Annotated in this window: 7 protein-coding genes; 1 reads left to right on the forward strand and 6 read right to left on the reverse strand. The window is 67.4% G+C overall.

The features are described from left to right. Nucleotides 1-128: 128 nt before the first annotated feature. Genes panB through hda form a run of 6 tightly spaced genes read right to left on the reverse strand, consistent with a single transcriptional unit; the run spans nt 129 to nt 5238 of the window. Nucleotides 129-944, reverse strand: coding sequence for a 3-methyl-2-oxobutanoate hydroxymethyltransferase (gene panB / locus HWX62_RS32115; protein WP_175933000.1), 816 nt, complete (start codon nt 942-944; stop codon nt 129-131). A gap of 47 nt (nt 945-991) precedes the next feature. Further along, nucleotides 992-1678, reverse strand: coding sequence for a deoxynucleoside kinase (locus tag HWX62_RS32120; RefSeq protein WP_175932999.1), 687 nt, complete (start codon nt 1676-1678; stop codon nt 992-994). Next, entirely contained in the window at nt 1675-2217 is a 543-nt protein-coding gene (gene folK, locus HWX62_RS32125) for a 2-amino-4-hydroxy-6-hydroxymethyldihydropteridine diphosphokinase (RefSeq protein WP_175932998.1), read from the reverse strand. Before folK ends, HWX62_RS32120 begins: the two co-directional genes overlap by 4 nt. A gap of 35 nt (nt 2218-2252) precedes the next feature. Beyond that, on the reverse strand, nt 2253-3809 hold the full coding sequence (pcnB, locus tag HWX62_RS32130; RefSeq protein ID WP_175932997.1) for a polynucleotide adenylyltransferase PcnB: 1557 nt from the start codon (nt 3807-3809) through the stop codon (nt 2253-2255). Nucleotides 3810-3814: 5 nt separating this feature from the next. Next, the gene (locus HWX62_RS32135) at nt 3815-4492 is read right to left on the reverse strand and encodes an HAD family hydrolase (RefSeq protein WP_175932996.1); all 678 of its coding nucleotides are present in this window, start codon (nt 4490-4492) and stop codon (nt 3815-3817) included. An 11-nt stretch (nt 4493-4503) separates the two neighbouring features. Continuing rightward, nucleotides 4504-5238 (reverse strand): DnaA regulatory inactivator Hda, encoded by a 735-nt coding sequence (gene hda / locus HWX62_RS32140; protein WP_012327945.1) that lies wholly within the window; start codon nt 5236-5238, stop codon nt 4504-4506. A 250-nt stretch (nt 5239-5488) separates the two neighbouring features. Between hda and purM the strand changes: the two genes are divergently transcribed. Further along, nucleotides 5489-6544, forward strand: coding sequence for a phosphoribosylformylglycinamidine cyclo-ligase (gene purM, locus HWX62_RS32145; RefSeq protein WP_175932995.1), 1056 nt, complete (start codon nt 5489-5491; stop codon nt 6542-6544). The last annotated feature ends 162 nt before the right edge of the window (nt 6545-6706 follow it).

Here is a 6706-nt window from a genome sequence, read left to right on the forward strand (position 1 = left end):
GTGTGACGGAGCCGGCGCCCGTATGCTTGCTCCGGTGCTGCAAACCCGGTCATTCCACGCGGAGACCCCACAAAAAAGCGCGGCGCCCCGCACAGGGCGCCGCGCTTTTTTACATCCGGCGTTCTACGTCAGAACGAATGCTCCGGCCCCGGGAACGAGCCGTCCTTCACCGCACGCACGTACGCTTCGACGGCCGCCTGAATGTTCGGCTGTCCCTGCATGAAATCCTTCACGAAACGCGGCCGCTTGCCCGGGAAAATGCCGAGCATGTCGTGCAGCACGAGCACCTGCCCCGAGCAGTCGGCGCCCGCGCCGATGCCGATCGTCGGAATCTTCAGCATGTGCGTGACTTCGGACGCGACGAGCGTCGGCACGGCTTCGAGCACGACGAGCTGCGCACCGGCATCCTCGATCGCGCGCGCATCGCGCAGCAGTTGCGCGGCGCCGGCTTCGGTCTTGCCCTGGACCTTGAAGCCGCCGAACGCATGCACCGACTGCGGCGTGAGGCCGAGGTGCGCGCAGACGGGCACCGAGCGTTCGACGAGGAAGCGGATCGTATCGGCGAGCCATTCGCCGCCTTCGAGCTTGACCATCTGCGCGCCCGCGCGCATCAGCTTGACCGCATTCGCGAACGCGTCGACCGGCGTTCCGTACGTGCCGAACGGCAGATCGGCGACGACGAGCGCGCGCGGCTGGGCCCGTGCGACACAGGCGGTGTGGTACGCGATGTCGTCGAGCGACACGGGCAGCGTGGTCGTGTGGCCCTGCAGCACGTTGCCGAGCGAATCGCCGATCAGCAGCACGTCGGTGCCGGCGCGATCGAGCAGCGCGGAAAAGCTCGCGTCGTAGCAGGTGAGCATCGCGATCTTCTCGCCGGCGTCGCGCATCGCCTGCAGCTTGGGTACCGTCACGGCAGGCCGGCTCGATTCCTGGAGATAGGTCATGGGAAATCCGGGTCGATGGGTGAGGAACGACAGGCGAGGAGGACGCGTCAGCGCGTCGTCTCGCCCTTGACGAAGAATTCCTTGCGGCCGCGCATCGTCTCGATGCGCTCGACCAGCAGGGCGAGATCTTCGGGGGAATCCAGCGGGTTCAGGTGTTCGGCTGCGACCGTCAGCACCGGCGTGCGGTCGTAGTGGTAGAAGAATTCGTTGTACGCGTCGACGAGCGAGCGCAGGTACGCGTCGCTGATCTGCAGCTCCATCGGCAGCCCGCGCTTCTGGATGCGCGAGAACAGCACTTCGGGGCTCGCCTGCAGGTAGACGACGAGGTCGGGCGACGGCGCCTGCGGCACGTCGACGTGCGCGGCGACCGAGCGGTACAGCTGCCACTCGTCTTCCGGCAGGTTCAGCCGCGCGAAGATGTCGTTCTTCTGCGTCATGAAATCGGCGATGACGGGGCGGCCCGTGTCGAGCGCGCCGATCAGTTCGCGCGCCTGCTGCGCGCGCTGCAGCGCGAACGACAGCTGGACCGGCAGCGCGTAGCGCGCGGTGTCGCGGTAGAAGCGTTCGAGAAACGGGTTGTCCTGCGGACGCTCGAGCAGCATCTGCATCGACCAGCGCTCGCCGAGCAGCCGTGCGAGCGTCGTCTTGCCGACGCCGATCGGGCCTTCGATCACGAGATAGCGGTGCGGGGCGCGCAGGTCGGGCGCGGTGACGGTCAGCGGAGTCGAGTTCATCGGCAGCGGGTCTTGTCGGCGTCTTCGCCGGCAGCGAGCGCCTTCTGCATCAGGCACTGGCAGGTCTGCACCTTTTCGACGCGCTGATCCGCGACGGCGGCGAGAAAGGCGTCGGCCCGGCCGCGCGCGGGGATGTCGAGCGTCGGCTCGATCTCGACGAGCGGCACGAGCGCGAATGCGCGGTCGGTGAGGCGCGGGTGCGGGACGATCAGGTCGGGTTCGTCGATCGAATCGGCGCCGTACAGCAGGATGTCGAGGTCGAGCGTGCGCGGCGCATTGCGATACGGGCGCTCGCGGCCGAAGTGATGTTCGATCTTCTGGCAGAGCGCGAGCAGCTCGCGGGCCGACAGCGTCGTGTCGAGCTTGACGACGCAGTTGTAGTAGTCGTCGCCGCCCGCTTCGAAAGGCGCCGTGCGATACAGGCTCGACTTGCCGAGGATCGAGATGGTGCGCTGCTGCGCGAGGCACACCACCGCGTCCTTCAGCGTCTGGCGCGCATCGCCGAGATTCGCCCCCAGTCCGATATATGCAACCGTCATGGCATCACTTCCTACGTCGTTCGCCGGCGCGCGCGTCAGTCGTCGGAACCGCTCGCGGTATCGCTCGCGGTATCCGGCGCCTGCTCGGCGGCACCTTCACCCGGCTTGCGGTTTCGCGCACCGCCGCGGCGGCGCCGTTTGCGGGGCGATTTTTCCTTCGAGCCGCCCTGCGTGAGCAAGGCCTCGCGAGCGGCCGCGTCGCCTTCGATGAAATCCGTCCACCACTGTCCGACTTCCGCATCGAGCTCGCCGGATTCGCAGCGTAACAGGAGGAAATCATACCCCGCTCTAAACCTTTGGTGTTCCAGCAGCCGCATCGCGCTGCGGCCCGAGCGTTTCTCGAGGCGCAGCTGCAGGCCCCAGATCTCGCGCATGTCGGCCGAATAACGCTTGTGGATCGCGAGTTTCTCGGTCTGCATGTCGAGCACGTCGTCCATCGCGCGATGGAGCGCCGGCACCGGGATTTCGCCCGCGGCCGTGTATTGCTCGAAGCGCTGGCGCATGTCGTGCCACAGCAGCGTCGCGAACAGGAAGCCCGGCGACACCGGCTTGCCGGCGCGCACGCGCGCGTCGGTGTTGTTCAGCGCGAGCGTGATGAACTTCTCGCCCTGCGGCTGTTCGAGCACGACGTCGAGCAGCGGCAGCAGCCCGTGGTGCAGCCCTTCCTTGCGCAGCCGCTGCAGGCACGCGAGCGCGTGGCCCGACAGCAGCAGCTTCAGCATTTCGTCGAACAGGCGTGCGGCCGGCACGTTGTTGATCAGGTCGGCGAGCGCGTGGATCGGCTCGCGCGTATGCGGCTCGATCTCGAAGCCGAGCTTCGCCGCGAAACGCACGACGCGCAGCATCCGCACCGGATCCTCGCGAAAGCGCGTGGCCGGATCGCCGATCATCCGCAACAGGCGGGCGCGCACGTCGGCCATCCCGTCGTGATAGTCGAGCACCGTCTGCGTCGACGGGTCGTAGTACATCGCGTTGATCGTGAAGTCGCGGCGCGCGGCGTCCTCGTGCTGCTCGCCCCACACGTTGTCGCGCAGCACGCGGCCGCTCGCGTCGACCGCGTGCGTGCGGCGATCGAGCTCGTCGCGCTTCAGGCGACGCGGCGGCTCGGCCGTGGCCGCGGCCGCCTCGGGCGGCGCGTCGACCAGCGCGCGGAACGTCGACACCTCGATCAGCTCCTGGCCGAACTGCACGTGGACGATCTGGAAGCGGCGGCCGATCAGGCGCGCGCGGCGGAACAGGCGCTGCACCTCGGTCGGCGTCGCGTCGGTCGCGACGTCGAAGTCCTTCGGCGCGATGCCGAGCAGCAGGTCGCGCACCGCGCCGCCGACGATGAACGCGCGAAAGCCCGCCTGCTGCAGCGTGTCGGTCACGCGCACCGCGTTCTTCGAGATCAGCGCCGGGTTGATGCCGTGCACGCTGGCCGGCACGACGGTCGGCTCATGGTTGCTGCGCGGTTTCTTCGCGCCGCCGCCGCGGGCGCCCTTCGGCGCGCGCGGGGCAGCAGGGGCCGCTTCGTCGGCGAGGGCCGCGGCGGGAGGCGTTTGCTCGGTTTCGTCCTGGCCGAGCAGCTTGCGGATGAATTTTTTGATCACGACGTTCAGAAGAGATCGAGGATGCGCCAGCCGCGCGCGTTTGCATGCGCGCGCAGCGTGTCGTCGGGGTTGGTCGCGATCGGGTCGGTGACTTTCTCGAGCAGCGGGATGTCGTTGTGCGAGTCGCTGTAGAAGTAGCTGTGTTCGAAGTCGTCCCAGTGCTTGCCGAGCGACGCGAGCCATGCTTCGGTGCGCACGATCTTGCCTTCGCGATAGCTCGGCGTGCCGGTCGGCCGGCCCGTGTACGGCGAATCGGGATGCCCGTCGGTCGTTTCGACCTCGCACGCGATCAGCGTGTCGACGCCGAACGCGGTCGCGATCGGACGCGTGATGAATTCGTTGGTGGCCGTCACGACGCAGCACAGGTCGCCCGCATCGAGGTGCTTGCGCACGAGTTCGAGCGCCGCGGGCGTCATCGCGGGGCGGATCACCTCGTGCATGTACTGCTCGTGCCATTCGGCCAGTTGCGCGCGCGAATACTTCGCGAGCGGCGTGAGCATCGCGCACAGGTACGCGTGGATGTCGAGCTTGCCGGCCTTGTAGTCGGCGAAGAACTGGTCGTTCTGACGCGAGAAGCTTTCCGCGTCGACGATGCCGAGCTTCACCATGAAGCGGCCCCATTCGTGGTCGCTATCGGTCGGGATCAGCGTGTGATCGAGGTCAAAGAGTGCCAGATTAGTCATGGAAGCGCATTTTACTCGAAGCGGTTCGGGCCCGTGCCCGGTGGGGTGATGTCGTCGCCCGGACGCGCGAGCATCCGGCGCAGCAGCGGCAGCGTGACCGCGCGTTTCTGCTCGAGCGAGAAGCGGTCGAGTGCGTCGAGCAAGGCCATCAGGCTCGGCATGTCGCGGCGGAAATGGGTCAGCAGGTACGCGGCGATGTCGTCGGTGAGCGCGATCCCGCGCTCCTTCGCCGCGAGCTTGAGCACCGCGATCTTGCCGGCGTCGGACGGCGGCGACAGGTGGAACACGAGCCCCCAGCCGAGGCGCGTGCGCAGATCCTCGCGCACGTCGAGCGCGAGCGGCGCCGCCGGGCCCGCCGCGACGAACGCGCTCGACGGGTGCGCGCGCACTTCGTTGAACAGGTTGAACAGCGCGACCTGCTGCGTGTCGCTCATCCGGTCGCAGTCGTCGATCGCATAGATGCCGATGCGCGGGTCGAACGTGAACGCGCCGAGCGGGCTCTGCGGCGTCAGGTAGCGCGCATAGCCGTACGACGCGTCGCTCACGAGCGCCTGCAGCAAGTGGGTGCGGCCGCTGCCGGGCTCGCCCCAGATATAGAACGACCGGTCCGGCACCGGGCCGGCCGCGAGCGCGAGATCGAGCTTCTGCAGGCGCGTGACGAGCTCGTCGTTCTCGTCGCTCATGATGAAGTTGTCGAACGTGGCGGGCGGCGGCGTGCCGAGATCGAGCGTCAGTTGACGGGACACAGCAGTCACAATGCGGATCGGTTGAAAAAACGCGTGCCGTACGCCGGGCACGCGCGGGGGACGGCGCCTCGGCGGGCTTCACGCGCGACCGTACGCACGGCGCGGCGCGGGTTTCGGCGCGCCTCGCCCGGCGATGAAAACGGGGACGTGTTGACCAAGATGCAATCCCTGACGATTCGGTGCTGGGAATTCCGGCCAACGGGCCGGCTTCGGGTAAAATCGCATTTTACCGACCTTCTCGCATTCCCCCATGAATCCTCCGAAATCCGCTCCCGACGCTCAGGGTCTGTCCTATCGCGACGCAGGCGTCGACATCGACGCAGGCGACGCGCTCATCGACAAGATCAAGCCTTTTGCGAAGAAAACCCTGCGCGACGGCGTGCTCGGCGGCATCGGCGGGTTCGGCGCGCTGTTCGAAGTGCCGAAGAAGTACCAGGAGCCCGTGCTCGTGTCGGGCACCGACGGCGTGGGCACCAAGCTCAAGCTCGCGTTTCATCTGAACAAACACGACACCGTCGGCCAGGATCTCGTCGCGATGAGCGTGAACGACATCCTCGTGCAGGGCGCCGAGCCGCTGTTCTTCCTCGACTACTTCGCGTGCGGCAAGCTCGACGTCGACACGGCCGCCACCGTCGTCAAGGGCATCGCGCAGGGCTGCGAACTGTCGGGCTGCGCGCTGATCGGCGGCGAAACGGCCGAAATGCCGGGCATGTACCCGGACGGCGAATACGACCTGGCCGGCTTCGCGGTCGGCGCGGTCGAGAAGAGGAAGATCATCGACGGCAGCACGATCGCCGAGGGCGACGTGGTGCTGGGCCTCGCATCGAGCGGCATCCACTCGAACGGCTTCTCGCTCGTGCGCAAGATCATCGAGCGCGCGAACCCGGACCTGTCGGCCGATTTCCACGGCCGCTCGCTTGCCGACGCGCTGATGGCGCCGACGCGCATCTACGTGAAGCCGCTGCTCGCGCTGATGCAGAAGCTGACGGTGAAGGGCATGGCGCACATCACCGGCGGCGGGCTCGTCGAGAACATTCCGCGCGTGCTGCGCGAAGGCCTCACCGCCGAGCTCGACCAGCACGCATGGCCGCTGCCGCCGCTGTTCAAGTGGCTGCAGGAGCACGGCGGCGTCGCCGACGCGGAAATGCACCGCGTGTTCAACTGCGGGATCGGCATGGCCGTGATCGTGTCGGCGGCCGATGCCGACGCGGCGATCGCCGACCTGACCGCCGCCGGCGAACAGGTGTGGAAGATCGGCACCGTGCGTGCGACCCGCGAAGGCGAGGCGCAGACGGTCGTGGTCTGACGCATCGCCGCAGCAGAATGCAGTACGGAAAGCCGCCCGGAATCGCTCCGGGCGGCTTTTTTTTGGTTCATCGCAGGAAACCGTGGAGGGTTTGAGAGCAATTGCGTAACCTGACGCCTGACTTTAAGGACGTCAGGAGAGGCAATTGCTCGATCGCAAGGC

It is taken from the genome of Burkholderia sp. BCC0506, assembly GCF_902833145.1.
Lineage (GTDB): Bacteria > Pseudomonadota > Gammaproteobacteria > Burkholderiales > Burkholderiaceae > Burkholderia.

Bases quoted from the DNA above. Each gene is read 5' to 3' on its own strand.
- panB (WP_175933000.1), bottom strand. From the start codon at position 944: ATGACCTATCTCCAGGAATCGAGCCGGCCTGCCGTGACGGTACCCAAG.
- HWX62_RS32120 (WP_175932999.1), bottom strand. From the start codon at position 1,678: ATGAACTCGACTCCGCTGACCGTCACCGCGCCCGACCTGCGCGCCCCG.
- folK (WP_175932998.1), bottom strand. From the start codon at position 2,217: ATGACGGTTGCATATATCGGACTGGGGGCGAATCTCGGCGATGCGCGC.
- HWX62_RS32135 (WP_175932996.1), bottom strand. From the start codon at position 4,492: ATGACTAATCTGGCACTCTTTGACCTCGATCACACGCTGATCCCGACC.
- purM (WP_175932995.1), top strand. From the start codon at position 5,489: ATGAATCCTCCGAAATCCGCTCCCGACGCTCAGGGTCTGTCCTATCGC.